Annotated in this window: 23 protein-coding genes and 2 pseudogenes; 17 read left to right on the forward strand and 8 right to left on the reverse strand. The window is 72.4% G+C overall.

Features of this window, described 5'->3' with window-relative positions; all coding sequences use genetic code 11:
• Both AB0K82_RS42145 and AB0K82_RS42150 read left to right on the forward strand, forming a co-directional pair.
• Positions 1-93: pseudogene (locus AB0K82_RS42145) on the forward strand (helix-turn-helix domain-containing protein); the annotation flags it as partial.
• A gap of 123 nt (positions 94-216) precedes the next feature.
• Entirely contained in the window at positions 217-864 is a 648-nt protein-coding gene (locus tag AB0K82_RS42150) for an AAA family ATPase (RefSeq protein ID WP_364408681.1), read from the forward strand.
• On the opposite strand, the gene AB0K82_RS42155 is transcribed toward AB0K82_RS42150, so the two are convergent.
• Positions 836-2,635: a hypothetical protein gene (locus AB0K82_RS42155; RefSeq protein ID WP_364408631.1), complete on the reverse strand. Its 1,800-nt coding sequence runs from the start codon at positions 2,633-2,635 to the stop codon at positions 836-838. The two genes, AB0K82_RS42150 and AB0K82_RS42155, sit on opposite strands and share 29 nt — an antisense overlap.
• A 146-nt stretch (positions 2,636-2,781) precedes the next feature.
• On the opposite strand from AB0K82_RS42155, the gene AB0K82_RS42160 reads away from it, so the two are divergent.
• Complete coding sequence (locus AB0K82_RS42160) at positions 2,782-3,531, forward strand: hypothetical protein (RefSeq protein ID WP_364408634.1); 750 nt, start codon at positions 2,782-2,784, stop codon at positions 3,529-3,531.
• A gap of 98 nt (positions 3,532-3,629) precedes the next feature.
• Here AB0K82_RS42160 and AB0K82_RS42165 read toward each other — a convergent pair whose 3' ends face one another.
• Both AB0K82_RS42165 and AB0K82_RS42170 read right to left on the reverse strand, forming a co-directional pair.
• Positions 3,630-4,604 (reverse strand): YafY family protein, encoded by a 975-nt coding sequence (locus AB0K82_RS42165; RefSeq protein WP_364408636.1) that lies wholly within the window; start codon positions 4,602-4,604, stop codon positions 3,630-3,632.
• 23 nt (positions 4,605-4,627) lie between these two features.
• Positions 4,628-5,536 (reverse strand): NADP-dependent oxidoreductase, encoded by a 909-nt coding sequence (locus tag AB0K82_RS42170; RefSeq protein WP_364408639.1) that lies wholly within the window; start codon positions 5,534-5,536, stop codon positions 4,628-4,630.
• Positions 5,537-5,711: 175 nt separating this feature from the next.
• Between AB0K82_RS42170 and AB0K82_RS42175 the strand changes: the two genes are divergently transcribed.
• Positions 5,712-6,917, forward strand: a complete 1,206-nt coding sequence (locus AB0K82_RS42175) for a serine hydrolase (protein ID WP_364408642.1) — start codon at positions 5,712-5,714, stop codon at positions 6,915-6,917.
• Positions 6,918-6,936: 19 nt separating this feature from the next.
• On the opposite strand, the gene AB0K82_RS42180 is transcribed toward AB0K82_RS42175, so the two are convergent.
• Entirely contained in the window at positions 6,937-7,551 is a 615-nt protein-coding gene (locus AB0K82_RS42180; RefSeq protein ID WP_364408645.1) for a helix-turn-helix domain-containing protein, read from the reverse strand.
• A gap of 145 nt (positions 7,552-7,696) precedes the next feature.
• Between AB0K82_RS42180 and AB0K82_RS42185 the strand changes: the two genes are divergently transcribed.
• Positions 7,697-7,843: a hypothetical protein gene (locus AB0K82_RS42185; RefSeq protein WP_364408648.1), complete on the forward strand. Its 147-nt coding sequence runs from the start codon at positions 7,697-7,699 to the stop codon at positions 7,841-7,843.
• A gap of 158 nt (positions 7,844-8,001) precedes the next feature.
• Positions 8,002-8,796, forward strand: a complete 795-nt coding sequence (locus AB0K82_RS42190) for an SAM-dependent methyltransferase (protein ID WP_364408651.1) — start codon at positions 8,002-8,004, stop codon at positions 8,794-8,796.
• Between the two features lie 4 nt (positions 8,797-8,800).
• Here the strand turns inward: AB0K82_RS42190 and AB0K82_RS42195 are convergent, their stop codons facing one another.
• Complete coding sequence (locus tag AB0K82_RS42195) at positions 8,801-9,955, reverse strand: glycerate kinase (protein ID WP_364408654.1); 1,155 nt, start codon at positions 9,953-9,955, stop codon at positions 8,801-8,803.
• Between the two features lie 259 nt (positions 9,956-10,214).
• Here AB0K82_RS42195 and AB0K82_RS42200 point away from each other — a divergent pair, with 259 nt between their 5' ends.
• From AB0K82_RS42200 to AB0K82_RS42210, 3 genes are all read left to right on the forward strand, one after another.
• A complete protein-coding gene (locus AB0K82_RS42200) occupies positions 10,215-10,463 on the forward strand; it encodes a hypothetical protein (protein ID WP_364408657.1) in 249 nt (82 codons plus the stop codon).
• Between the two features lie 190 nt (positions 10,464-10,653).
• Complete coding sequence (locus AB0K82_RS42205) at positions 10,654-12,018, forward strand: hypothetical protein (RefSeq protein WP_364408659.1); 1,365 nt, start codon at positions 10,654-10,656, stop codon at positions 12,016-12,018.
• Positions 12,015-12,668 carry a class I SAM-dependent methyltransferase gene (locus tag AB0K82_RS42210; protein WP_364408661.1) on the forward strand — a complete coding sequence of 218 codons (654 nt, stop codon included), beginning with the start codon at positions 12,015-12,017 and terminating at the stop codon, positions 12,666-12,668. The genes AB0K82_RS42205 and AB0K82_RS42210 overlap by 4 nt, the downstream gene beginning before the upstream one ends.
• 9 nt (positions 12,669-12,677) lie before the next feature.
• Here the strand turns inward: AB0K82_RS42210 and AB0K82_RS42215 are convergent, their stop codons facing one another.
• Positions 12,678-12,854 (reverse strand): hypothetical protein, encoded by a 177-nt coding sequence (locus AB0K82_RS42215; RefSeq protein ID WP_364408663.1) that lies wholly within the window; start codon positions 12,852-12,854, stop codon positions 12,678-12,680.
• Positions 12,855-13,027: 173 nt separating this feature from the next.
• Between AB0K82_RS42215 and AB0K82_RS42220 the strand changes: the two genes are divergently transcribed.
• On the forward strand, positions 13,028-13,780 hold the full coding sequence (locus AB0K82_RS42220; RefSeq protein WP_364408666.1) for a class I SAM-dependent methyltransferase: 753 nt from the start codon (positions 13,028-13,030) through the stop codon (positions 13,778-13,780).
• Between the two features lie 80 nt (positions 13,781-13,860).
• On the opposite strand, the gene AB0K82_RS42225 is transcribed toward AB0K82_RS42220, so the two are convergent.
• A complete protein-coding gene (locus tag AB0K82_RS42225; protein ID WP_364408669.1) occupies positions 13,861-14,928 on the reverse strand; it encodes a polyprenyl synthetase family protein in 1,068 nt (355 codons plus the stop codon).
• Between the two features lie 675 nt (positions 14,929-15,603).
• Here AB0K82_RS42225 and AB0K82_RS42230 point away from each other — a divergent pair.
• The 7 genes from AB0K82_RS42230 to AB0K82_RS42260 all read left to right on the forward strand — a co-directional run bounded on the left by AB0K82_RS42230 (position 15,604) and on the right by AB0K82_RS42260 (position 23,740).
• On the forward strand, positions 15,604-16,959 hold the full coding sequence (locus AB0K82_RS42230) for a cytochrome P450 (protein WP_364408670.1): 1,356 nt from the start codon (positions 15,604-15,606) through the stop codon (positions 16,957-16,959).
• Positions 16,960-17,036: 77 nt separating this feature from the next.
• The gene (locus AB0K82_RS42235; protein ID WP_364408671.1) at positions 17,037-17,930 is read left to right on the forward strand and encodes a terpene synthase family protein; all 894 of its coding nucleotides are present in this window, start codon (positions 17,037-17,039) and stop codon (positions 17,928-17,930) included.
• The gene (locus AB0K82_RS42240) at positions 17,927-19,564 is read left to right on the forward strand and encodes a prenyltransferase/squalene oxidase repeat-containing protein (protein WP_364408674.1); all 1,638 of its coding nucleotides are present in this window, start codon (positions 17,927-17,929) and stop codon (positions 19,562-19,564) included. The genes AB0K82_RS42235 and AB0K82_RS42240 overlap by 4 nt, the downstream gene beginning before the upstream one ends.
• A gap of 235 nt (positions 19,565-19,799) precedes the next feature.
• Positions 19,800-22,283 carry a sensor histidine kinase gene (locus AB0K82_RS42245; protein WP_364408677.1) on the forward strand — a complete coding sequence of 828 codons (2,484 nt, stop codon included), beginning with the start codon at positions 19,800-19,802 and terminating at the stop codon, positions 22,281-22,283.
• A gap of 11 nt (positions 22,284-22,294) precedes the next feature.
• A complete protein-coding gene (locus AB0K82_RS42250; RefSeq protein WP_345357697.1) occupies positions 22,295-22,708 on the forward strand; it encodes a roadblock/LC7 domain-containing protein in 414 nt (137 codons plus the stop codon).
• A 2-nt stretch (positions 22,709-22,710) separates the two neighbouring features.
• Entirely contained in the window at positions 22,711-23,160 is a 450-nt protein-coding gene (locus AB0K82_RS42255; RefSeq protein ID WP_364408684.1) for a DUF742 domain-containing protein, read from the forward strand.
• Positions 23,141-23,740, forward strand: a complete 600-nt coding sequence (locus AB0K82_RS42260) for an ATP/GTP-binding protein (RefSeq protein ID WP_364408679.1) — start codon at positions 23,141-23,143, stop codon at positions 23,738-23,740. The genes AB0K82_RS42255 and AB0K82_RS42260 overlap by 20 nt, the downstream gene beginning before the upstream one ends.
• 32 nt (positions 23,741-23,772) lie before the next feature.
• Here AB0K82_RS42260 and AB0K82_RS42265 read toward each other — a convergent pair.
• A pseudogene (locus AB0K82_RS42265) lies at positions 23,773-24,201 on the reverse strand (hypothetical protein); the annotation flags it as partial.

Raw genomic sequence — 24,201 nt, forward strand, 5'->3', positions numbered from 1 at the left:
GTCATCGCCCGGGACGGCCCCCAGGTCTCGATGGACGCCGTCGCCGCGGAGGCCGGCGTCTCCAAGCCGATCGTCTACCGTCACTTCGGCGACAATCGAGGCCGGCCGGATCGTCGCCCGCGCCGACGGCCGGGGCGCCTGCCACGCCGCCGCCTCCGCGCCGTCCGGCATGAGGCGAACGCCCTCCGGCGAGCGACCCTGATGACGGGGCCCCGGATGACCGGCCCTGCTGACGGCTCGGCGCGGCCGGCCGGGCAGGATCGGGCCATGCGCGACCTGAACCCCGCGGACGTCTGGATCGTCGCCGGCCCGCCCGCCGCCGGTAAGTCGACGGTGGCGCGGCTGCTGCTGTCCCGGCTGCGGCCGGTGCCCGCCCTGCTGGACAAGGACACGATGTACGGGCCGTTCGTCGGCGCGACGCTGCGGGTGGCGGGGCGTCCGGACGGCGAGCGTGAGGGGCCCTGGTACGACGAGCACATCAAGGCCCACGAGTACGCGGGGATGACGGCCACGGCCCGGGAGGTCCGGTCGTACGGCTGCCCGGTGCTGCTGAGCGCGCCGTTCACCGGTCAGATCCACGACGCCGGGGGGTGGCGGGCCTGGGTGGAGGAACTGGGCGGGCCGCCGGTCCACCTCGTCTGGGTCCGGTCCGACGCCGAGACGCTGCGCGCCCGCCTGCTCAGCCGGGGGCTGGGGCGGGACGCCGGGAAGCTGGAGTCCTTCGACCGGTTCCTCGCCGGCGTACGGGCCGGCGAGCCGCCGGTCGTGCCGCACACCGTCCTGGACAACCGGTCCGGGGCCCGGCCGCTCGCCGACCAGGTCGACGAGGCGTTCTTCAGCGGTGGAACAGCTCGCGGAGGTTGACGACCAGGAGCACTCCGGCGACCACCACCAGCGGGGCCAGCAGGACGTACCGGCCGCCGTACTTCACCGCCAGTCCCAGCCCCACCGCGACGGCCAGGCCGCCGGCGAGCATCAGCAGCCCGGTGGCGAACGCCAGGAGCTTGCGCCGGACCCACGCCTCCATCGTGACGAACAGCAGCACGACGGCGGCGAGGAGGAAGGCGACGGGTTCGTGCGGGATCACGAAGACGCCGACCACCGCCAGCAGGAACAACGGCGTGCTCAGCGCCGCCCACGCGTGCAGGAACCGCGTGCGCGGCCCGCGGAACGGCGTGTACGGCAGGTGCGGCTCCCGCAGGTGCGCCTGCGGGGCCTCCGGAACGGGCGGGCGGGTCAGCGTCGCCTCGTGCGCGCTGCGTTCCTCGGCCAGCTCGGTGCGGTCGCGGACGAGCACGGCCAGGGCGGCCTCCGCCTTGGCGACCTCGCCGCTGCGCCGGCGGGCGAGGTTCCTGGTGTTGCGGTGCCCGGCCAGGGACGCCGCCGTCGTACGGAGCCGGCGCAGCTCCTCGCGGGCGCGTTCGATCTCGGTGTCGGCGGCCTTGATCTCCTCGTCGAGGGCCGCGATCCGGGCTCGCAGGTCACGCCGCTCCGCCTCGGGGCTCGGCGGGATCTTCTGCAGCCCGGCCCAGCCGAGGGGGTCGGCCCACAGGGTCCGCACGCGGCCGTCCCGGTCGTAGCGCGGGCCGGCCGGGGCGCGCTCGCCGCCGACCCAGTCCCGGGTGTCCCGGCCCCACAGCCCGCGGAACCCCCGGACCCACGGCGTCTCGTCGGAGATGAGCACCGGCCGCCACGTACGGTCCCGGCCGGGGCCGATGCGCTCTCCGTCGCCGAGGGCGTAGTCGATGAAGGGGATGCCGACCCCGTGATGCCGTTCCTCCCGAGACCAGGGGAAGGCCAGTCCCATCAGGCGCTGCACCCAGCGGACGTAGCGCCGGAGCCGTACGGGGTTGACGGTGACGAGGTACTGGCCGGGCAGGAACGCGCCGGAGTGCGACCCGGCCCCGACGAACACGATCGGGTGGTCCCCCTCCTTGCGCAGGTCGGGGTCGTCCCACCGGCGACGCAGGTCGTCGCCGCGCTCGTCGTGCGCGGACACCGCCACCCACGCCGGGCGCGGGCCGTCCTCGGTGTCGGCGAGGTACACGGTCACCGACTCCCAGTCGCCCTCGTGGTCGTTGACCCCGGCGAACGTCGTCCGCCAGTCGTTCATGGCGTACAGGAACCAGTACTGCAGCACGATGTAGCCGCCCTCGCGGACCACCCGGCCGTAGTAGGTGGCGCGGTCCCGGCTCAGGCGCCGTTCGCCCAGATCGGCGGCTGCCGCCGCGACCCCGCCGGGCACCGAGCCGCGCAGGAACAGCGAGGCGCGCAGCAGCACGTCGAAGACCCGCCCGATGAGGCCGACCGCGGCCAGGCGGCCGGAGCGGGCGATGGGCGGCTTGGCGTGGGCACGGTGGGCGCGGACCTCCCGCCGGTCGAACGGCCGCTGCACGAGCAGCAGCGACAGATCGGTGCCGGTGCGTTCGGCGGCCGTGGCGACGAGGCGCTCCGCCGTGAGCTCACCCGCCTCGACGAGCTGCCGCTCCCCCTGCCACAGGCTGCAGCAGCGGATGTAGTCCTCCGCGTCGACGGGGAAGAACCGCTCCCCCCGCGTGTAGGTCAGGATCGGCTCGTACCGCCGCAGCAGTGCCAGGTCGCGGTCGCTCGGAACGGCCCCGACTTCCTCTGTCACCAATCCCCCCATCGTGACGACGACTCCGCCCGTTTATACCGGGCCACATCACCACAAAGCGCGGAGGAACGACGCGCTTGAAAGGTTTCTTCCCGGGTAATCCGTAGGCGCCCGAGACTTCAGGGAGCTGATTTCCAATGACCGGGATGCTACGAGTACCTCGCAGCAGGGGTGCGCTCAGCGGCGTGATCCTCGTGCTGCTCGGCCTGTGGGGCGGGCTGGCCGCGCTCCTCGGCCCGTACTTCCACTTCGCGTTCGCTCCGGACAAGGCGTGGTCGTTCACGGCCGGCCGCGTCTGGCTGGAGCTCCTGCCGGCCTGCGCCCTGCTGGTCGGCGGCTTGATCCTGCTGGTGAGTGCCAACCGGGCCACGGCCGCCGCCGGCGCGTGGATCGCCGCGCTCGGCGGTGCCTGGTTCGTCGTCGGCGGCCCGCTCAGCGCGCGGTGGTCCGCCTCCGACCGGCTCGGCGCCCCCGTCGGGGCGACGACGCGCCAGGTGGTGGAGCAGATCGCGCTGCTGTACGGCGTGGGCGCGGTGGCCCTGTTCTTCGCCGCGGTGGCCCTCGGCCGTCTCGCCGTGGTCGGCGTCAAGGACGCCCGTCTCGCCGAGCGTGAGGCGCCGTACGTCGAGGAGGCTCCGACGGTGGAGGCGCCGCGACCGGTCCGTGAGGACCGGCCCGGTCCGATCCAGGCGACGCAGCCGCTGCCGCGCCGTACCGCCCCGCCTCCGATGACCCCGCCCGAGCAGCCGATGCCCCGGCCGGCCGAGCACACCGTGCCGCGGGCGCCCGAGCCGACGGATCGCCGGGTCGCCGGCGGTTCCGCCGAGGACACCGGCACGTTCCGGCGGCCTGGCGAGGACACCGGCACGTTCCGGCGGCCGGGCGAAGACGTCTGATCCGCGAGCGTCCCGCCGGGTGGGCATCGGCCTCCCCGGCGGGACGTTCCATGTCCGGCGACGGCGACGCCGGCGAGCCGTCCCGTGCGACCGAGGAGTCAGGCGCCGTAGCGGTCGAGCATGGCGCGCGCGGACGCGATGACACGTTCCCGGAGCTCCGGGGGTTCGAGGACCTCCGCCTCCGCCCCGAACTTGAGCAGCTCGGTGTGGGCGTGGCGGACGGACTCGATGGGGATCACGGTGCGCACCCAGCCGTCCTCGTCCGGAGGTCCGGCGTTACGCCGCGCCGCGCGGATCACCTCCGGCGTGACCAGGTGCTGAAGGATCCGCATCCCGGTCGGGGAGAACCGGACGACCGCCTCGCCGGTGAACATGGTGTCGCGGAACCGCGCCAGGTAGGACCGCCAGAACTCGGCGAGATCGAAGTCCACCGGCCGCTCGAACTGCTCCTCGAGCATCTGCAGCGTTTGGATCCGGTCGACGCGGTAGGTGCGTTCGCTCCCCTCCGAGCGGCCGATGAGGTACCAGCTGCCCGCCTTCAGCACGAGGCCGAGCGGGTCGATGGTGCGGGTGACGGGCGTCGGCGTCTTCCACCGGCGGTAGCGCATGTGCAGGCGGCGCTGCTTCCAGACCGCGTCGGCGACGGGGTTGAGGTACGGCGTGGGCTCGCCGTCGTGGAACCAGCCCGGCGCGTCGAGGTGGAAGCGCTCGCGGAGCCGCGCCGCGCGCTCGGCCAGCTGGCGGGGCAGCGCCGCCATGAGCTTCAGCTCCGCGGCGGCGAGGACCGTGCCGAGGCCGAGCTCGGCGGCGGGTCCGGGCAGGCCGGTGAGGAACAGCGACTCGGCCTCCTCCGCGGTCAGCCCGGTCAGGCGTGTCCGGTAGCCGTCGAGCAGCTGGTACCCGCCGGCCGGGCCGCGGTCGGCGTACACCGGCACGCCCGCCGCGGACAGGGACTCCACGTCGCGGTAGATGGTGCGCAGGGACACTTCCAGCTCATCCGCCAGCTCCTGGGCGGTCATGCGGCCCCGCGACTGCAACAGCAGGAGGAGGGACACCAGGCGGCTCGCGCGCATGCGCCAAGTCTGCCCTGCGATCGTCAGATGACGATGACCGTCTTCCCCCGGGCCCGCCCGGCCCTGCTGCGGGCGAGGGCGCCCGGCGCCTGGGGCAGGGTGACGGTGTCGCCGATGAGCACGCGGAGGCGGCCGGCGTCGATCTCCCGGGCGAGGTGGTCGAGCCGTTCGGTGCCCGCCTCGTTCAGGAAGTTGACGGCGTCGACGCCGGGCAGCCCCTCCTCCGGGACCGCGAACACCGGACTGAGCACCGTCCCGCCGGGTCGGACGATCGGCAGCAGCTCACGCAGCCCCTGCGAGTCGCTGACCAGGTCGATCAGGGCGTCGACGGGGGCGGAGAGCCGCCCGGCGACCGGGCCGGAGGTGGGGTCGACGATCTCGGCCGCGCCCAGCGCCCGCATCAGGTCGGCCTTGTCGGCGGTCGCGGTGGCGACGACGGTGATCCCGCGGGCGGCGGCCAACTGCGTGGCGAACGTGCCGACGCCACCCGTCGCTCCGACGATGAGCAGCCGGCGGGCGTCGCCGACCCGATCGACCAGGTTCAGCGCCGTCGTACCGGCGGTCGGCACGGCCGCGGCCTCGCTCAGCGCGATCGTCCGCGGCGGAGCCGCGATGGCGTCCACCGGAGCGACGGCCCGCTCGGCGTACGAGCCGTGTCCGCGCCGGGGGTCGCCGAACTGGCCGAACACCGGATCGCCGGGCCGTACGCGGGTGACGCCCGGTCCCACCCGCTCGACGGTGCCCGCCCCGTCGGTCCCGACGACCAGCGGGAAGACGGCGTCCGGGATGGCGCCGTCGATGACCTTCCAGTCGAAGGGGTTCAGGCCGGCGGCGTTCATCCGGACCAGGACCTCGCCGGGACCCGGTTCGGGTACCGGCTGCTCGGTCAGCTCCGGCTCGGCCCCGAAATCGGACACCGTCACGGCTCGCATTGGTCCCCCCGAAATCCAGTGCGCTGCTCCGAGCACTACCCTGGGTAACCAAGGCTCATTCGTCGCGACGCGAAATGGCGATCTTGCTCGCCGCGGCGGATAGCCTGCAGGGGTCCGTGCCCCTGGGGATCATTGGCAGGTTCGACAAGTGCGACCGACAGGCCGTGGAGTGACCATGGCACGTCTTCATCTGGCCCGATCCGGTGCCGCGCTGGCGCTGCTCGCCGCGGCGGTGACGGGGTGCAGCAGCGATCACGGCGGCGGTACGGCGCATCCGCCGCGCGCGGCCGGGACCTCCGCGTCCCCGGCCGCCACGCCCACGCCCAACCCCCTCGCCACGTCGCCGGCGCCGCCCGGCGACCCGAGTGCGGCCGCGATCGACTCCTACCTGCGGGGGCTCGCGAAGAAGGGGAAGTTCACCGGGGCGGTCACGGTGGTTCGGCACGGTCAGGTGCTGGCCCGCTTCGCCGCCGGTGAGGCCGACGAGGCGAAGAACATCCCGAACAGTCCGGACACCATCTTCCGGATCGCCTCGGTGAGCAAGCAGTTCACCGCCATGCTCGTGCTGAAGCTGCAGGACCAGGGCAAGGTGAAGCTGGACGACAAGGTCTGCCCGTACCTCGTCCCCACCTACATCAAGGCCTGCCCGACCGCGTGGAAGCCGATCACGGTCCGCGAGATCCTCGTCCACACCTCCGGCATCCCGGATATCTCTGAGATGCCGGACTTCTTCCCCAAGCTGGACCAGCCGACCACGCCCAAGGAGATCATCAGCCGGTTCGTCCACAAACCCCTTGATTTCAAACCGGGCACGAGCTGGAAGTACAGCAACTCCGGCTACATCCTCGCCGGCGCGATCATCGAGAAGGTCACCGGCAAGGGCTTCGGCGAGGTGCTGCGCGACGAGATCACCGCGCCACTCGCGCTGCAGCACACCGGCTACAGCACCGGCGACCCGCCGGACGGCTGGGCCAAGGGCTATCTCTCGACCGGCAAGCCGGCGGGCCGCATCAACGGGTCGCAGGCGTACGCGGCCGGCGGCGTCTACACGACCGCCGACGACCTGACCCGCTGGGACCGTTCGTTCGGCGCGAATCTCGTCGCGCCGGCGGCCACGGTGAAGCTGGCCTTCACCTCCCAGGCCGAGTGCCCGTCCGGCGGCTGCCTCGACTCCCCCTCCACCGGGTACGCCTTCGGGTGGCTCGTCGACCGGCTGAACGGGCACCGGTACCTCTACCACCCCGGCCTGCTCGAGGGGTACCACGCCAGCAACGTGTACCTGCCGGACGACGACATCGCCGTCGCCGTGCTCAGCAACGTGCAGGACACCGACGTCAACGGCATCGCCCGCCACCTGGCCGAACTGGCCCTCAAGTCCTGACGGCGGGCGGGCCGCTCGCTCAGTGGCCGCCCGCGGCGGACGGGGTGGCGCGCAGGCCGTCGAAGACGACGGCGAGGGCGCGGGCTCGTACCTCGGCGTCACCGCCGACGTGCTCGGCCGCCTGTGACGCGCCGACCAGGAGGGTCAGGATCTCCGGCAGCCCGACGTCCGCCCGCACCGTACCGGCCTCCTGAGCGCGGCCGAGCAGGGCGCCGAGCGCGCGCCTGAGCTCCTGGCCCGTCCCGGCCGTGGTCGCCCTGACGTCGACGCCCGCCTCGGCCAGCGCGGCGGCCAAGGCGTTCTTGGTCGCGGCGTGATCGACGACGCGGGCGAAGAACCCGAAGAAGGCCGCGCCCGGGTCCTCCGCGCTCATCAGCGCGTCGGCCTCGGCGGCCAGCCGGCCCAGCCGCGTGACGAACACCGCCTCGAGCAGCGCCTCCTTCGTCGGGAAGTGACGGAAGACGGTGCCGACGCCGAGGCCGGCCCGCCGGGCCACCTGTTCCGTGGAGGCGGTCGTGCCGTGCTCGGCGAACACCGCCTCCGCCGCCTCCAGGACCCGCGCGCGGTTGCGCAGCGCGTCCGCGCGGACCGGCCGTCCGCCGTCCGGGGCGGACGCGCGCCGCGGTGCGGTCATGCACACCTTCCTCATTGACAGACGGAGTGATCACTCCGGATAATCCGATTCGGAGTGATCACTCCGCTTAGCTTCGACGATCTGGACAGGAGTCTCGCATGCCCGAACCCACCGGTTCGACTACGACATCCCGGCCGGCGACGAGGTGCTGACCGCCGCCAACATCCAGGTGCTGCGCGTCCGCGACGGCCTGATCGTCGAGACGCGCGACTACCACGACCACCTCACCATCGCCCGCGCCACCGGCGGTCTCCGCGCCCTCGCCACCGCCCTCACCGCGGAGCCCGCGTGACACCGCGCGAGGCCTTCGAGCGGCTGGTCGAGGGCGTCGCGACCCGCGACGGACCCCCCTTTCCGGACACGCGACAACGTTGACGGGCGTGGCCGCAGGTGGCCACGATTTACCGCGTTCATTACTGTTTGTCGGGCGGCCCCCTAGGCTTGTCGATCATGGAGGTACGGATCCCCGACGTCATCGACGTCCACACCCCGTCCCCTGCCCGCATGTACGACTACTGGCTGGGCGGCAAGGACAACTTCGCCGCCGACCGGGAGGCGGCCGAGAAGGTCATCGCCGCCCACCCCGAGCAGCGCAAGCTCGTACGGGCGAACCGCGACTTCCTCGTACGCGTCGTGCGCCACCTCGCGGAGCAGGGGATCGAGCAGTTCCTGGACCTCGGGACGGGGATCCCGACCTCACCGAACGTGCACGAGGTGGCCCGCGAGATCCGCCCGGCCGCCCGCGTCGTGTACGTCGACAACGACCCGATCGTCTTCGCGCACAACCAGGCGTTCCGCGCCACCGACGACCGGATCGCCACCGTGCAGGCGGACATCCGCCGCCCCCGCGAGATCCTGGGCGACCCGGCCGTCGAGCGGCTGCTCGACTTCGACCGGCCGATCGGCCTGCTCGCGATCGCCGTCCTGCACTTCGTCCCGGAGGCCGAAGAGGTGATCGGGACGCTGCGGGAGACCATGGCACCCGGCAGCTTCCTGGCGCTGTCCACCGGAACCTACGAGGGCCTGACCCTGGAGCAGCGCGAGCGGATAGAGAACGCCTACGCCAAGTCCAGCGCCCCCGCCGTGATCCGCTCCCGGGTGGAGATCGAACGGCTGTTCACCGGCTTCGACCTCGTCGAACCGGGCCTCGTCCACGTGGCCAGGTGGCGGTCCGACGGCCCGGAGACCAAGGGGCGGCTGCTGGCCGGCCTCGGCCGGCTCAGAACCTCCTCCCCGGCCGGCTGAGCGCTCATGAGGTCGGCTCTCGGCGGCCCAGCGGTTCCTCCAGCACCGTCCGGGCGATCTCCTCGGCGAGCCGTTCCAGCAGCGGGCCCGCGTCCTCCATGCACCGCGCCGGGTCGGGTTCGAGATCGGTGAGCGCGTACGCCCCGGCGAACCCCGCGGCGCGGAGCTGGTCGTCGCTCAGCGCCCGCCGCCCGGACACGGCGACGACCGGCACCCCCGCCCGCCGGGCCGCCCGCGCCACGCCGACCGGCGCCTTGCCGCGCAGGCTCTGCGCGTCCAGGGAACCCTCGCCCGTCACCACGAGGCGCGCCCCGTCGAGCTGGGCGGCGAACCCCAGCAGATCGAGGAGGTAGGCGATGCCCGGTTCGACCCGGGCGGCCAGGAACGTCAGCGCACCGAACCCCACTCCGCCGGCCGCGCCCGCCCCGGGGTACCCGGCCATCACCAGGCCGAGGTCGCGGCGGACGACCGCGTCGAGGCGGGCCAGCCCCGCCTCGAGGATCTCGACCTGCTCCGGATCCGCCCCCTTCTGCGGCGCGAACACGCGGGCGGCGCCGTCCGGGCCCAGCAGCGGGCTGTTCACGTCGCTCGCCACCACGACCGTGACCCCGTGCATCCGGTCGATCAGCGCCGACGTGTCGACGGCGTCGAGGTCGCGCAGCGCGGCGCCCCCCGGCGGAAGGTCCCGGCCCTGCGAGTCGAGGAGGCGGGCACCCAGGGCGGCGGCCATGCCCGCGCCGCCGTCGGTGCAGGCACTCCCGCCGAGGCCGAGGACGACCTGGCGCGCCCCGTCCGCCACCGCCGCGGCGATCAGCTCGCCGGTGCCGTGGCTGGAGGCGGCCAGCGGCGCGGGCACGCCGCCGGGCAGCAGGCGCAGCCCGGACGCCTCGGCCAGTTCGACGACGGCCGTCTCGTCACGGATCGCGTAGGACGCCGTGACGGGCTCACCGGTCGGCCCGCTGACGGTGGCGCGGCACCGGGTGAAGCCGGCGGCGACCGCGGCGTCCACGGTGCCGTCGCCGCCGTCCGCGACCGGCATGGTCGTCAGCCGGACCTCCGGATGGACGCGGCGCAGCCCGGCTGCGACGCGCGCGGCCACCTCGGGAGCGGTCAGCGACCCTTTGAACTTGTCGGGTGCGATGACGACGTGGCTGCTCATGGATTCCCTTCTCAACGGACCGGAATCACGATCTTGTGCCGCCGATTATCCAGTCTCGTCCGGGTCCTTCCGCACAGGTCGGCGGCCGGGGAGGCCCGCGCCCCGCCCCGAGGGCCCGCCGCTCCGGCCGGTCCTACCCGCATCCGGGGACGTCACCGCCCCTACGCTCGCCTGAGCAGGGACGACAGGACACCGGGGGAATCACCCGACCGTGGCAATGGTTACTCTTCGTCGGAGGCACACGATTGGGGTTCCATCGATGACCGGCGACCGGCTCACCACCGAGGACCAGCTCGCCACCGGCGAGCAGCTCACTCCGCGCAAGAAGTCCTACGAGGAGAAGTTCGCGGAGCGCCTCGCCAAGCGGCAGGCCGGGCGGGCGCCCCTCAAGGAGGGCAAGGTCTTCGAGCACGGCCCCGCCAAGTTCGTGTTCATGTTCATCATCGGGTTCGTCATCGTGACGCACGTCGCCATCCTCATCGTCATGATGGCGAGCGGGATGCACTGACCGCTGCGGGACGCGCCGGCCGCCGGAACGCACCGAACGGCCGGCACAAGCCCGAACGATCTTGCCGTCGGGCGACCGCGCCTCTAAGGTGCGGAGACCGACCGGTCAACGCCCGCCCGACGACGGCGCGCAGGCCGTTCCCCGTGACCCGGTCCCCGGGTCGCGACGGCTGCCTTCGAGGAGATCGTCCATGCGCCTTCGCCGGCTCGCCTCCCTCGTCTCCGTCGCCGCCGTCACCGTGTCGCTCGGCACCGCGTCCGCCGCGGGCGCGACGACGGTGCCCGACGACCGGCCGCTGCCGCCGTACACGATCAGCAACCCGGCGCTCCCGCCGCTGACGGTCGACGGCCGGACGACCACCGTGCGTCAGGGCGTCTTCCATCACGCGGCGTACGACATCGAGGTTCCGGCGGACTGGAACGGCGAACTGGTGATGTGGGCGCACGGCTACCGCGGCGCGTCGACGACGCTGATCGTGGATCCGCCCGCCTTCGGGCTGCGGCAGAAGCTGATCGGCGAGGGCTACGCCTGGGCCGCGTCGTCGTACGCCGACAACGACTACGACGTGCGCTCCGGAGTCGTAGAGACCCGCGACCTCGCCGACCTGTTCACCCGGCTGTGGCGCAGACCGCGCCGTACCTACATCGCGGGCATGTCCATGGGCGGCCACGTGATCGGCCGCTCGATCGAGCAGTACCCGAACTTCTATTCCGGCGCGCTGCCGATGTGCGGAGTGCTCGGCGACGACCGGCTCTTCGACTTCTTCCTGGACTACAACCTGGTGGCCCAGGACCTGGCGGGCGTGCGCGCCCACCCCGCGCCGGCCGACTACCTGACGAACGCCGTGCCGAGGATCGAGCAGGCGCTCGGGCTCGTCGGGCTGAAGCCGGGCGGCCCGGACACCACCAACGACCTCGGCAAGGAACTTCGGGCCATCACGATCGACCGCTCCGGCGGGCCCAGGCCCGGCGCCGAGGCCGCCTTCCCCCTCTGGAAGGACTTCCTGTTCAGCCTGGGAGCTCCGGCGGCCGGCACGAGCCTGGCGCAGGACCCCGGGCGGGTCGCCGGCAACGCCGGCACGCGGTACACGCCGAACACGCCGGTCGATGTGAACGCCACCGTGCAGCGGGTCCGCCCCGCCGACCCGGTCGACCGGTACTCCCCCGGGCTCTCCCAGATCCCGCGCGTCTTCGGGCTGCCCACCGCCAAGGTCGTCACCCTGCACGGCCTGGGCGACATGTTCGTGCCGTTCTCGATGGAGGAGATCTACGGTTCGGAGGTCGCCCGCGCCCACCGGTCGGGCCTCGTCGTGCAGCGCGCCATCCGGACCGCGCAGCACTGTGAGTTCTCCGCCGCCGAGGCCGGGCAGGCCTGGGACGACCTGGCCCACTGGGTGCACGGCGGTTCCCGCCCGGCCGGCGACCCGGTCACCGACCCGGCGACGGTGGCGCGCCCGGACTTCGGCTGCCGGTTCACCGACACGACCGCCTATCCCTCCGGCACGCGCGGGCTGTTCCCCGCCTGTCCCCCGGTCCTGACGAGGCCGTCGCGATGAACGTCGAAGAGCAGCGGGCGTACGCGCGGCGGCTGGCCGCCGAGTCGATCGCCGCGGGCGACGCCACGGGATGGTTCGAGCGGCTGTACGCGGCGGCCGACCGCGGGGAGGCGTCGGTGCCCTGGGCCGACCTGGCGCCCAACCCGATGCTGCGGGCGTGGGCGCGCCCGGGCGCGGATCGCGCCGTCGTCGTCGGCTGCGGGCTGGGCGACGACGCCGAGTACCTCGCCGGGCTCGGCCACCACGTGACCGCCTTCGACGTCTCCGAGTCCGCTGTCGCGCGGGCCCGCTCCCGTTTCCGGGACTCCCGCGTGGAGTACCACGCGGCGGACCTGCTCTCCCCTCCCCCGGAGTGGCGGCGGGCCTTCGACCTGGTCGTCGAGAGCTACACCGTTCAGGTGCTGCGCGGAGAGGCGCGCGAACGCGCCATCGCCGGCGTCGCCGACCTGGTCGCCCCGGGCGGGACCCTGCTCGTCATCGCGCGCGCCAGGGAGGAGAGCGACGATCCGGGCCGGATGCCCTGGCCGCTGACCCGCGCCGAGGTCGAGTCGTTCCCCCTGCCCGCCGTACGGATCGAGGACCTCTTCGACGACGAGGACCCGCCCGTACGCCGCTGGCGCGCGGAGTTCCGCAGGCCCGCCGGATCCTGAACCTGCGGGTCACGGGACCGGCGAGTCTCCGGTGACCTCCCGCAGGATCGCGCGCGCCTCCTCCGGATAGCTCTCGATCAGCCGCCGCAGCTCGCCCAGGTCCGCGAGGCGGCTCGCCCGCCCGACCGTCGGCAGCGCCAGGACCTTACGGAACTCCTGAAGCGCCCGGGCGAGGTCGTCGTTCACGCGAGCCGTGCCCGGGACGCGGCGGGCCGACTATGCGCACGAAACAAGACAACCACACTAAGTAGTCAACTCATTACTTTCAGTATATGCAAGCCTTCTGTCACCCCTGTTCACAACGTGAGACAATTCTTCTTGTCATGTGAGATGGCCGTTAAGGTGATCGATGAGAAGGGGTGATCACCGTGATCAGAGAATGGGACGCCACGACGTACGACTCCCTCCCGCTGCCGCATCTGCGCTGGGGCCGGCGCACCCTCGAGCGGCTGCCGCTGACCGGCGCCGAGACGGTGCTGGAGGCCGGCTGCGGCACCGGCCGCGACACGGAGGCGCTGCTGGAACTGCTGCCGCGGGGACGCGTCATCGCGGTGGACGGGTCGGCACGGATGCTGGACCGGCTCCGCGAGAGGCTCGCGGACCGCCTCGACCGGGTCGACGCGCATCGGGCCGACCTCACCGAGCCGTTGCCGATCACGGGCGCCGACGCCGCGTTCAGCGTCGCGACCTTCCACTGGATCCACGACCACGACGCGCTGTTCGCGAACATCGCGCGGGCGCTTCGGCCGGGTGCGCCGTTCGTCGTCGACTGCGGTGGGCACGGCAACGTCGCCCGGGTGCGGGCGGCCCTGGCGAAGGTCACCGGGGAGGAGCCCCGGACGTGGAACTTCGCCGGCGCGGAGGAGACCCGGCGACGCCTGGAGGCGGCCGGCTTCACCGACGTCGAGGTCGCCCTCGTACCGGACCCGGCCCGGCTGGAAGCGGGCGAGCAGTTCGAGAGCTACCTGACCACCGTGGTCCTCGGCGCACAGCTCGACCGGCTCCCGGCCGCCGAGCACCGCGACTTCGTGCGCGCGGTCGCGGCGGAGCTGCCCGAGCCGGTGGTCGACTACGTACGCCTCGAGTTCTCGGCGCGGCGCGCCGGGAGCTGATCGACCGCGGTCGCGATGGCGACTCTCGCCGGCGAACGAGCCGCTACCTTTACATTGTAGATCATTAAGCTCGACGCCGGTCAGCGGGCCCGGTCGAGGAGAAGGCCGAAGAGCACCGCGAGGTCCTCGGAGGCGGGGCCGCTCACGCCTTCGGCGTGGAGGACGTGGAGCGCCCGGCGCAGGCAGGCGGCGGCCCGCTCCCGGGTCCGCCGCCGTCCACCGGCGTCCTCGATCAGGTTCCGCGCCAGATCGAGCTCCTCCTCGCCGGTGAGCGGCGCGGCGAGGACCTCCTCCAGCCGCCGCGCGGCCGGCGTGCCGGATTCCAGCGCGGCGAGGACCGGCAGGGTCTTCTTGCCGCGCCGCAGGTCACTCGACGCGGGCTTGCCGGTGGCGGAGGGATCGCCCCAGATACCGAGAAGGTCGTCGGTCATCTGGAAGGCCAGACCGAGTTGCCGTCCCATCACCGCGATCCGCTCCGCCCGCTCCGGCGGACCCCCGCCGAGCAGGCACCCGATCGTCGCGGCGCAGCCGAGCAGCGCACCCGTCTTGGCCTCCGCCATCGCGACGTACTCCTCGACCGTGACCGCGTCCCGCCCGGTCCAGGGCCGGCCCTCGAAGGCGATGTCCTCGGCCTGACCGTGCACCAGCTCGATGAGCGTGGCCGACAACCGCTCCATGGCGGCCGCCGCGCCGGGCCCCGGCACCCGCGCCAGCGTCGCCATCGCCAGGGCGAGGAGCGCGTCGCCGGTCAGGATGGCGGGCCCGACCCCGTAGGCCCGCCACACCGACGCGCGGTGCCGACGACGCTCGTCGCCGTCCATGATGTCGTCGTGCACGAGGGAGAAGGCGTGCACCAGCTCGACCGCGATCGCGCCGGCCAGCCCCGACTCGGCGGGCGCCCCGGCCGCCCCGGCGCACAGCAGCACGAGCGCGGGCCGAAGGCCCTTGCCGCCGGTCGCCGCGTCCTGGTCCGACGGCCGTCCGTCGTGGTCGGCCCAGCCGAAGGCGTACGCCGCCATCCGGGCCGGCCAGGGATGCAACGTCTCGACCGCCGCCCGCAGGGCCGGGGCGGCCAGCGAGCTCCAGCGGGACAGGATCACGGCGACGGCGTCGCCGGTCTCCGCCGGCGGGGAGACGTCGAAGGGCATACGAGTATCCGTTCCGCGGCCAGGGGAGGAAGATCGCCGAACTACGCATTCCCGACAGGCGGACAGGTCCAAACCTGGGTTTCGCTGAGAAGAAAATCACACTCCGCACCCCGGCGAGCGCGGGTGGTGGGACTCCGCCCCGCTGCGGCACCCACCGCGCGCTCCCGCCCGCACCGCTCTCCCGTCTCCGGCCATGCCCGCGGCCGCACCTCCCGAGGGCCCGTTCGCGCTGTTCAGCGCGGACCGTACCGCGTCGGCTCCGTCGCGTCTTTCGGCCCCGCCCGGAACGCCGGCCGCTCGTCGCGCGCCCCTTCGAGCCGCCCCGGAACCCCGGCGCCGCCGCCGGGGTTCCGGCCTCCCCGGCGGCCCCGACGAACGAGGTAACCATATCCTTACCTCATGGTTAGTAGCGTTATGTGTACGACTCATGTGACATTTCGGATCGCTGACCACAAAGAGGCAAGGATTGGTGTGTTAAACGAGTCATCGGCCGCAACGGCGGCCTGAAATCCGTCTCTCCTGTTCGGATGACATCCCTCTGACCAGAGGGAACTCGACCGCCATACCTCCTTTATCGATCACGAAGGCGAAACTCCCCCGGCGCCGATCAGCCATTACCGGATTCCGCCATCGACTTTCCAGATTGGGACGACTGTGACGTCGACCGACGCTCAAATGCCCAGACCACGGGATGCGAAGACCATTCCCTCGTTCCGCTTTCTCCCGGCACTGCTACGCGATCCCGTTCAGGCGACGGACGAGATCGGCAGGATCTCCGCCGGCGACATCGTGCGGCTGGGCGTCATCGGACCGTTCCGCCCTTATCTGGTGACCCATCCCGACCATGTGCAGCACGTACTCCGCGACCACGCCGACAACTACCGTCGCGAGGGTCTGCTGTGGAAGCCGCTCAGCCGACTGGTCGGCGAGCCCTCGGGCGCGGACCCGGCGTGGGCGCTCAAGAAGGGCGCCTACCAGGCCATGTTCTCCGGCCCGAACATCGCGTCCTTCACGGACGACGTGGCCAGGGCCATCGTCGAGGCCGTCGACGATCTCGCCGGGCGAGCGGTCGGCCGTCCGGTCGACGCCGCCGACGAGATGACCCGGCTGGTCTATCGGGCGATCACGCGCGTCATCGTCGGCGACAAGATGCCCCTCGACCAGATCGACGAACTCGGCCGAGTGCTGGCGACCGCGACGACGTCGTCCTTCCGCTCGCGAATGCTGCTGCCCTTCGTGCCGTTCTGGGTGCCGCTCCCGGGTGACCGGGCGTTCCGCCGCGCCGTCCAGGCGGTCGACGACATGATCTTCCCGATCGTCCGCGACTCCCGCCGGCGGGGCGCGGACGGCGGGGACATCATCTCCCGGCTCATCCAGGCGCGCGACGAGAACGGCGACGGCCTCGACGAGCAGAACATCCGCGACGGGGTGGTCGCCCTGTTCGTGGCCGCGACGGAGACCTCGGTGAGCATCCTGACCTTCCTCTGGATGGTGCTCAACTCCCGGCCGGACATCGCCACCAAGCTCTACGCGGAGATCGACCGGGTGGTCGGGACGGACCATCCGAGGCGCGCCCACCTGTCCGAGCTGCGGTACGCCAAAATGGTCACCCAAGAGGTGCTGCGGCTCTACAGCCCGGGATGGATCATTCCCCGAACCGTCGTCGCGGACGACGTCATCGACGGCGTCCGCATCCGGAAGGGATCGATCGTCGTCATCAGTCCCTACCTCACGCACCGGCTGGCCGACGTATGGCCCGATCCGCGGACCTTCGACCCCGAGCGGTTCGCGCCCGGGCGGTCACGGCACCGGTTCGCGTTCCTCACCTTCGGCGGCGGCCCGCACCAGTGCGTCGGCAGTTACTTCTTCACCATCGAGGCACAGCTCATCATGGCGGCGATGCTGAGCCGGTTCGAACCGGTCATCCACGGCTCACCATCGATCGAGCCTCGGCTCGGGCTGACCCTGAAGCCGAGCGAGCGGATCCAGTTCCTGCTGCGTCCTCGCGGCCGCGTCACCTCGAACGCCTGAGGCGCGCCCATGACCGAGCGAAGCGATGGAATGGACAAGCACCGCACCTTGGTCATGAGGCCGACGAAGGAGGCCTCATGACACTTTCCGACATCAGTGGCATGACCCTGCCCGCCGTCGAGAGCGGACGGGTCTGCGCCGTCGCCGGCCGCGCCCAGCGCGAGGCGCGAGAGTGGACCGCGCGCTATGAGGACCTGTTCGGCGCCAAGCCGTTCGACGCCACTCTGTTCAACACCGTCTGCCTCTGCACGGCGTTCAGCGCGCCGTGGCTCGGCGCGGCCGAGCTTCGGATGACGAACCGCGTCGCCGTCTGGAGCTTCGGCGTCGACTGGCTCATCGACTATGTCGCGACGTCCCGGGCCGAGGTACGGAGCGTGGTGGAGCGGTGCCTGGCGGTCGCCGACGGCGCGCCGGCCCCGGACGGCGACGACCTGGCCCGTGCCCTCGCCGACATCCGCGACGACCTCGCGTCGTCACCCGCGTTCCCCGCGCTGCGGGACGTCTGGCGCGAGGAGCTGCGCCGCTTCCTCACCGCGATGGCACTGGAGTGGGACTGGAACGCGGCCCGCGCGGACGGCTCCCCGCCCGGCTTCGCGGACTACCTGGAGAACACCGACAACCTCGGCTTCTCGTTCGCGTTCGTCTCGCACTGGGCGGCCACCGCCGAGCCGCCCCCGGCCGAGGACGTTCCCGCCGTCATGGCGGCGAGCCGGGAGGCCCAGCGGACCATGCGCCTGATCAACGACCTGGGCACCTACGAACGTGACCTGTCCTGGGGCGACCTGAACGCGCTGATGCTCGGGGTCACCGAGGGCGAGGTACGGGACCACCTCGCCGCGATCGGCGCGCGGTTCCGGACGCTCCTCGACCCGGTGCGCGCCGGTCACCCGCGTCTGGCCGCGTACATGGAACGCCAGGTCGACTTCTGCGAGGGATTCCAGGAGCTCACCGACTACTGGGGGACCTTGTGACGGTCGGCGGGGACCCGTCCGCGCGCACGATCGAGTGGGCCGGCCCGGCGGCGCCGGACGTCACGGCGGCGGCCGCCGACCTGATGGCGGGGCTGGTGGCGACGCCCTGGGGCCAGGTCTCCCCCTCGGTGTACGAGACGGGACGGCTCGTGGCCCTGGCACCCTGGCTGGTGGGCCACGCCCGGCGGCTGGACTTCCTGCTGGCGGCGCAGCGGCCGGACGGAGGCTGGGGCGGGCCGGACGGCTACGCCGTCGTCCCCACGCTGAGCGCGACCGACGCGTTGCTGGCCGAGCTCCGCCGGTCCGGCGGCGGCCACGACCGTACGGACCTGGCCCGGGCCGCCGACCAGGGGCTGGCGACGTTGTCCCGGTTGGCGGACGAGCTGCACGGCCGGACGATGCCGGACATGCCCGCCGCCGACCTCATCGCGGCCGCGCTCGTCGAGTCCATCGACCGGGCCCTGGCGGGTCCCGTCCCGGGCGTCGCGGGTGGGCCGGCCGACGGTCACGTGCGCACGCCGCGCGGGCTGGACGGTGCCGGGCGGCTCTCCGCCGTACGCGCGATGCTCGGCGCGGGGACCGCACCGCCGGAGAAGCTCCTCCACGCCCTGGAGGCGGCGGGCGGGGACGCGCGCGGCGTCCCGGTGGCGCGCCCGGGCCCGACGGGGATCGTCGGCGCCTCGCCGGCCGCCACCGCGGCCTGGCTCGGTGGGGAGGCGCCCGCCCCGGAGGACCCCGCCCGACGGTTCCTGGAGACGGTGGTCGAGCAGCACGGCGGCCCGGTGCCCTGCGGGCTGCCGATCACGGTCTTCGAGCGCGCCTGGGTGATCACTACCCTCGTACGGGCCGGGATCGACGTGACCGTGCCGCCCACCGTCCTCTCCAGCCTGCGGCAGGCCCTCGACCCGGCCGGGACGCCCGCCGGGGAAGGACTGCCGGCCGACGCGGACACCACGGCCGGGGCGTTGTACGCGCTCGGCCTGCTCGGCCTGCCCTTCGGGTTGGATGGCCTGGAGCCGTACCGGATGGAGAAGCACTTCTGCACGTGGCAGGGTGAGGACGGGTTCTCCGTCAGCACCAACGCCCACGTCCTGGAGGCGTTCGGGCAGTACCTCGTCCGGCATCCGGACTCCCCGCCGCGGATCGCGGAGGTCGTCCCCGGGCTGGCGGCGCTCTTGCACGACCATCAGCGGGCCGACGGGAGCTGGCATGACCGGTGGCACGCCTCGCCGTACTACGCCACCGCGTGCTGCGCGCTCGCCCTGGGCCGGTTCGGCGGCGACCGCGCGCGGGCGACGGTCCGGCGCGCCGTGCGGTGGCTGCTCGCGGCCCAGCGCGCGGACGGTTCGTGGGGCCGGTGGGAGGGCACTGCGGAGGAGACCGCCTACGCGACACAGGTCCTGCTCCTGGTCGGACCGGGCGACGGCGACTGCCGGGCCGCGGCTGCGCGCGGACACGCCTACCTGGTCCGGTCCGGGGATTCGGGAGGGGACGGTCCGGCTCTCTGGCACGACAAGGACCTCTACCGGCCGACGGCGATCGTACGGGCGGCGGTCCTGGCCGCGGTGCGTCTGGCGCGGCGCGATCCCGGAGTGATGGCGCTGGTCCGGGAGGACACGGCGATCGGCGGCTGACGGTCCCACCCCGATTTCACCGCGGATGGTTCCGACACTAGTGGACAAAACACCACAAAAACTGTCAAAGCTGTGCAACCCGTGTAATTGCAGTCTGTAAGTCATCCATTGCTAAAGTGCGACTGACGTTGATCGGCGCGACAGCGCCGTGAGGCGTTTCGACATCGGGTGCCGGCACCGTTCATACCTTCGTGACGGGCTGCGGATCCCTGAGGATCTCGTTTGGAACTGGTGGATGCGCTTTCGTAACTCGCGTCTTCGCACGAAGATCACCGCACTTCTCGTGTCGCTCGCCGCGCTGTGGGCCTTCGCCGCCTGGGTCACGCTGCGGGACGGTCTGAACCTCCTCGGCGTCAACACCATCGACCAGAAGGTCAGCCGGCCCGGCGTGACCTTGGTCACCGCGCTGCAGCAGGAGCGCCGGCTGTCCATGGTGTACCTCGGCAAGCCCGGGGCCGCGCAGCGGCAGGCCCTCGACGCCCAGCGGCCCCGCACCGACGTCGCCGCGAGGCGGTTCCGGGCCCTGGCCGCGGGCGGTGACGTCTCCCGCGTCGCGAGCGCCGTCCTCAAAGCGCGGATCAAGGACTCCTTCGCCAAGCTCGACGACCTCGGGATGAGCCGTCAGGCGATCGACACACGGCTGGTACAACGCGACCGGGCGACCGCGGCCTTCGACGACATCATCGACGCCGCCTTCCGGATCTACCGCGCGGCGGGCGCCCTCAGCGACCAGGGAGTCGCCACGGACAGCCGCACGCTGGTCTCGATGACCTGGGCGAAAGAGGTCCTCTCCCGGGAGGACGCGCTCCTCGCCGGGTCCCTCGCGGCGGGCCGCTTCACCGGCACCGAGCACGCGCAGTTCGCCGAGCTGGTGGGCGCGCAGCGGCTGCTCCACGAGCAGGCCGCGGCGGAGCTGCCCGCGGCCGACCGCGCCCGGTACGACCGACTGACCAAGAACGCCGAATTCGTCCGGTTCCAGCAGATGGAAGACCGGCTGGTGGAGAAGGGACGGACGGGCGCGCGCCCGCCCGTCTCGGCCGCGCAGTGGCAGACGACCGTACAGCCGATCATGGCCCAGCTGGAGAAGCTGACCCTCGACGCCGGGAACGAGCTGGTGGACCGCGCCGAACCGGTCGCCATCGGCGTCATGGTCCGGCTCGCCCTGGCGGGCGGCCTCGGCCTCATCGCGGTCATCGCATCCGTGGTCGTGTCCATCACCACGACCCGCGCCCTCCTCCGGCAGTTGGAGAAGCTGCGCAACGCCGCGCTCGAACTGGCCGACCAGCGCCTGCCCGGCGTCGTGGAACGACTCGGCCACGGCGAGAACGTGGACGTCGCCGCCGAGGCGCCGCCCCTGACGTTCGGCAACGACGAGATCGGTCAGGTCGGCCACGCGTTCAACACGGTCCAGGAGACCGCGATCCGTACCGCGGTCGAGCAGGCCGAGCTGCGGCGCGGGTTCCGCGACATCCTGCTCAGCCTCGCCCGCCGCTCCCAGGCCCTCGTCCACCGGCAGCTCACCCTCCTCGACGAGATGGAGCGCCGAAACGACGACCCGAAGGACCTGGAGGAGCTCTTCCGCGTCGACCACCTCGCGACCCGGATGCGGCGCAACGCCGAGAACCTCATCGTCCTGTCCGGCTCCACCCCCGCCCGCGGCTGGCGTCGCCCCATCCCGGTGATCGACGTCGTACGGTCCGCCGTGGCCGAGGTCGAGGACTACACCCGGGTGACCGTCGCCTCGACCATCGGCGACGTCTCACTGGCCGGCCGGTCCGTCGGCGACATCGTCCACCTGCTCGCCGAGCTGATCGAGAACGCGCTCTCCTACTCCCCGCCCTACACCCAGGTCGAGGTCAGCGGCCGCAAGGTCGCCAAGGGCTACGTCATCGAGATCGAGGACCACGGCCTCGGCATGACCGACGAGCTGCTGACGTCCCTCAACGACCGGATCAGCGACCCGCCCGAGTTCAACCTGTCGAGCTCGGTGCACCTCGGCCTGTACGTCGTCGGGCGGCTGGCCGAGCGCTACGACGTGCGGGTCTCGCTCAAGCACTCGTCCTACGGCGGGACCACCGCGGTCGTGCTGATCCCCCGTGAGCTGATCAGCGAGACGGCGCCCGACGACGCCGCGCCGAGGAAGAGCACCCGGGTCCTGGCCGAGAGCCGGCCCGTCGCGATCGGCGCCGCCGCGCCCGCGGCCACCGCGACCGCGGTTTCCCCTGTCCTGTCCTCTGACGAATCCCACGATGCCGATGACGAGTCCAGCACCGGTCCCGGCGACGAGCCCCAGGAACGGACCCCCGACGGCTTCCCGCGGAGACGGCGGAAGAGCCCGAGCCGCCGGCCGACCGGCCGGTCGACGGGGCGTACGGTGGCGCCCGTGACGGCGCTCGCACCGCTACCACGGGACAGCCCCGAGACGGCCCCGGAGGAGAGGAACGACGAGCCGGCACCCGCCGCCGAAGCGTCGACCACGCCCTCGGGGCTGCCGATCCGCGTTCCCCAGGCGAACATCGCCGCCCCGCTGCGGACGGACGGGCCGACCGTCGTCGCGGGGGACGAGGACAGGAACGTCGGCGACGGCCGATCGCCCGAGAAACTTCGCAGGTCCATCAGCGGCCTGCAGGCCGGCACCCGGCGTGGCAGAGCCGAGGCGACCAGGTTCCAGCGGGACGCCGGCCCCGAAGACGACCCGACCGCAGACGAAGAAGCGTAGAAGGACTAGTAGTGGCGCAGAAGACAGAACCTCCCGCCGAACTGGCCTGGTTGCTCGACGACCTCGTCAAGCGTGTCAAGGAGGCCAGGCACGCGATCGTACTGTCCGCCGACGGCCTGCTCATGGCCGCGTCGAAGGACTTCGACCAGGACGACGCCGAGCACCTGTCCGCAGTCGCGGCCGGTATCCAGTCCCTGGCCAAGGGGGTGGGCGAACGCTTCGACGGCGGTCCCGTGCTCCAGACCATCGTCGAGATGCGCTCGGCCTACCTTCTCGTGACCGTCGCCGGCCAAGGCGCCTGTCTCGCGGTCCTCAGCAGCGAGGAGGCCGACATCGGCCTGATCGCGTACGAGATGGAGATGCTCGTCACCGGACTCGGCCACCACCTCACGGCCGCGTCCCGCTCCGCGGACCCGGTGCCGTGACCATGACCAACGACCCGTCCGAACAGGACATCACGAGGAACGTTCCAGACACCACGTCCGAAGGCACCCCCGCGGAGGGGGACGCCCACGAACGATGGCTCGACGAGCAGGCGGGGCCGCTCGTCCGTCCGTATGTCATGACCCGCGGCCGCACGGAACCAGTGCACGGCGAGTTCGACCTCATCACGATGGTCGTGGCGACAGGGCTGCCCCCGGCCCCGGAGCTCGGCCTGGACCCCGAGCACCAGGCCGTCGTCCGGCTCTGTGACGAGCCGATGTCGGTGGCCGAGATCGCAGGGAACCTGAATCTTCCGACCGTCACCGTCCGCGTTCTTCTCGGAGACCTGCTCGCCAAGGGCCTCATCTCGGTCGAGGACCCGCAGACGGAGGCCGAGCTGGCGGACGACGACGACCTGTACCTGGCGGTGATCGATGGACTCAAGGCGCTTTGATCGACGGGGCCGGAGACTGCCGAAGGCGATCAAGATAGTGGTCGCCGGCGGCTTCGGCGCGGGAAAGACGACGCTGGTCGGCGCCGTCTCCGAGACAAAACCCCTACGGACCGAGGAGCTCCTCACCGACAAGAGCGTGGGCGTGGACGACGTCGCGGGAGTCGAGGCGAAGGCCACGACGACGGTTGCGATGGACTTCGGGCGCATCACGATCAAGGATGAGTTCGTGCTCTACCTCTTCGGCACGCCCGGCCAGGAGAGGTTCTGGTTCATGTGGGACGAGATCTCGCTCGGGACGCTGGGCGCGGTCGTCCTCGCCGACACCCGTCGGCTCGCCGACTGTTTCCCGGCGGTCGACTACTTCGAACGGCGCGGTACGCCGTTCATCGTCGCGGTGAACTGCTTCGACGGTGCCCGGCGGTTCGAGCTGGACGAGGTGGAGATGGCGCTCAACCTCGGAGAGCACGTGCCGATCGTGCTGTGCGACGCACGGGACAAGGAGTCCTGCAAGAACGTCCTGGTGACACTCGTCCAGCACGCCATGAAGACGCGGAAACAGAAACGGCCCGTCAAGGTGTAGCCCACCGGGCCCGGCCCCGCCGGGCCCGCGGGTCAGACGGGAATGCTGAGGAGGGTGCCGCCGCCCTCCACCTCCACGTCGAACCTGCCCAGGTCCTGGCGCGGGACGGCCGTGCCGCCGTGGACCTGGAGGTGGTCGGGCGAGCGCGGCAGGCCGTAGCCCCTGGGCGGCACGGCCCACTCGGTCACCACGTGCCGCTGCCCCGACCGGGTGACCGCGACGAGCCGGCAGGTGAGCGGGCCGCGGATGCCGCCGAGGTCGAGGGCGACGTGCGTGCCCCAGGCCTTGCGCTCCAGTGCCACGATGCCGCGCGCGCCGGTACGGGGATTCGCGGCCTCGTGCGTCTCCCCCCATTCGAGGAGGTCCGCCGGAAGGCTCCGGTGGTCGTGCGGCGATCTTCTTGCGCAGCGCCGTCGGCTCGATGCCGTTCGCCTCGTTGTAGGCGGTCTGCTTGGCGCGCC

The organism is Actinoallomurus sp. NPDC052274 (assembly GCF_040679475.1).
Taxonomy (GTDB): Bacteria; Actinomycetota; Actinomycetes; order Streptosporangiales; family Streptosporangiaceae; genus Actinoallomurus; species Actinoallomurus liliacearum.